At 52.9% G+C, this 3,022-nt stretch carries 1 rRNA gene; it reads right to left on the reverse strand.

Annotated elements, in window-relative coordinates:
* Positions 1 to 16: 16 nt before the first annotated feature.
* A 23S ribosomal RNA gene (locus tag JMN17_RS21355) occupies positions 17 to 2,944 on the reverse strand.
* Between the last annotated feature and the right edge of the window lie 78 nt (positions 2,945 to 3,022).

Genomic DNA, 3,022 nt, shown 5'->3' on the forward strand with positions numbered 1-3,022 from the left:
TGACATCATTCAAAATGTGGTTAAGTCCTCGATCGATTAGTATCTGTCAGCTCCATGTGTCGCCACACTTCCACCTCAGACCTATCAACCTGATCATCTTTCAGGGATCTTACTTCCTTGCGGAATGGGAAATCTCATCTTGAGGGGGGCTTCATGCTTAGATGCTTTCAGCACTTATCCCGTCCGCACATAGCTACCCAGCGATGCCCTTGGCAGAACAACTGGTACACCAGCGGTGCGTCCATCCCGGTCCTCTCGTACTAAGGACAGCTCCTCTCAAATTTCCTGCGCCCGCGACGGATAGGGACCGAACTGTCTCACGACGTTCTGAACCCAGCTCGCGTACCGCTTTAATGGGCGAACAGCCCAACCCTTGGGACCGACTACAGCCCCAGGATGCGATGAGCCGACATCGAGGTGCCAAACCTCCCCGTCGATGTGGACTCTTGGGGGAGATAAGCCTGTTATCCCCGGGGTAGCTTTTATCCGTTGAGCGATGGCCCTTCCATGCGGAACCACCGGATCACTAAGCCCGACTTTCGTCCCTGCTCGACTTGTAGGTCTCGCAGTCAAGCTCCCTTGTGCCTTTACACTCTGCGAATGATTTCCAACCATTCTGAGGGAACCTTTGGGCGCCTCCGTTACCTTTTAGGAGGCGACCGCCCCAGTCAAACTGCCCACCTGACACTGTCTCCCCGCCCGATAAGGGCGGCGGGTTAGAAGGTCAATACAGCCAGGGTAGTATCCCACCGATGCCTCCACCGAAGCTAGCGCTCCGGTTTCCAAGGCTCCTACCTATCCTGTACAAGCTGTACCAACATTCAATATCAGGCTGCAGTAAAGCTCCACGGGGTCTTTCCGTCCTGTCGCGGGTAACCTGCATCTTCACAGGTACTATAATTTCACCGAGTCTCTCGTTGAGACAGTGCCCAGATCGTTGCGCCTTTCGTGCGGGTCGGAACTTACCCGACAAGGAATTTCGCTACCTTAGGACCGTTATAGTTACGGCCGCCGTTTACTGGGGCTTCAATTCGCACCTTCGCTTACGCTAAGCGCTCCTCTTAACCTTCCAGCACCGGGCAGGCGTCAGCCCCTATACTTCGCCTTACGGCTTCGCAGAGACCTGTGTTTTTGCTAAACAGTCGCCTGGGCCTATTCACTGCGGCTCTCTCGGGCTTGCACCCTAACAGAGCACCCCTTCTCCCGAAGTTACGGGGTCATTTTGCCGAGTTCCTTAACGAGAGTTCTCTCGATCACCTTAGGATTCTCTCCTCGCCTACCTGTGTCGGTTTGCGGTACGGGCACCTCTCACCTCGCTAGAGGCTTTTCTTGGCAGTGTGGAATCAGGAACTTCGCTACTATATTTCGCTCGCCATCACAGCTCAGCCTTATGGGAAACGGATTTGCCTATTTCCCAGCCTAACTGCTTGGACGCGGATATCCAATACCGCGCTTACCCTATCCTCCTGCGTCCCCCCATTACTCAAATGGTGAGGAGGTGGTACAGGAATATCAACCTGTTGTCCATCGCCTACGCCTTTCGGCCTCGGCTTAGGTCCCGACTAACCCTGAGCGGACGAGCCTTCCTCAGGAAACCTTAGGCATTCGGTGGAGGGGATTCTCACCCCTCTTTCGCTACTCATACCGGCATTCTCACTTCTAAGCGCTCCACCAGTCCTTCCGGTCTGGCTTCACAGCCCTTAGAACGCTCTCCTACCACTGTTCGAAGAACAGTCCGCAGCTTCGGTGATACGTTTAGCCCCGGTACATTTTCGGCGCAGAGTCACTCGACCAGTGAGCTATTACGCACTCTTTAAATGGTGGCTGCTTCTAAGCCAACATCCTGGTTGTCTAAGCAACTCCACATCCTTTTCCACTTAACGTATACTTTGGGACCTTAGCTGGCGGTCTGGGCTGTTTCCCTTTCGACTACGGATCTTATCACTCGCAGTCTGACTCCCAAGGATAAGTCATTGGCATTCGGAGTTTGACTGAATTCGGTAACCCGGTAGGGGCCCCTAGTCCAATCAGTGCTCTACCTCCAAGACTCTTACCTTGAGGCTAGCCCTAAAGCTATTTCGGAGAGAACCAGCTATCTCCAGGTTCGATTGGCATTTCACCCCTACCCACACCTCATCCCCGCACTTTTCAACGTGCGTGGGTTCGGGCCTCCATTCAGTGTTACCTGAACTTCACCCTGGACATGGGTAGATCACCTGGTTTCGGGTCTACGACCACGTACTCATGCGCCCTATTCAGACTCGCTTTCGCTGCGGCTCCGCATCTTCTGCTTAACCTTGCACGGGATCGTAACTCGCCGGTTCATTCTACAAAAGGCACGCCATCACCCGTTAACGGGCTCTGACTACTTGTAGGCACACGGTTTCAGGATCTGTTTCACTCCCCTTCCGGGGTGCTTTTCACCTTTCCCTCACGGTACTGGTTCACTATCGGTCACTAGGGAGTATTTAGCCTTGGGAGATGGTCCTCCCGGATTCCGACGGAATTTCACGTGTTCCGCCGTACTCAGGATCCACTCAGGAGAGAACGAAGTTTTGACTACAGGGCTGTTACCTTCTATGGCGGGCCTTTCCAGACCTCTTCATCTACCTCGTTCTTTTGTAACTCCGTACAGAGTGTCCTACAACCCCAAGAGGCAAGCCTCTTGGTTTGGGCTAATCCCGTTTCGCTCGCCGCTACTCAGGGAATCGCATTTGCTTTCTCTTCCTCCGGGTACTTAGATGTTTCAGTTCCCCGGGTCTGCCTTCTCATATCCTATGAATTCAGATATGGATACCACTCCATTACGAGTGGTGGGTTTCCCCATTCGGAAATCTCCGGATCAAAGCTTGCTTACAGCTCCCCGAAGCATATCGGTGTTCGTCCCGTCCTTCATCGGCTCCTAGTGCCAAGGCATCCACCGTGCGCCCTTTCTAACTTAACCGTTAAAAAGAATCACTATGTGATATCTTGTATTACTAATTGAATGTGATGTCTACTGTTATCTAGTTTTCAAAGAACA

The sequence above is a fragment of the Bacillus sp. RHFS10 genome, from assembly GCF_016757475.1.
Classification (GTDB): domain Bacteria; phylum Bacillota; class Bacilli; order Bacillales; family Bacillaceae; genus Bacillus; species Bacillus subtilis_G.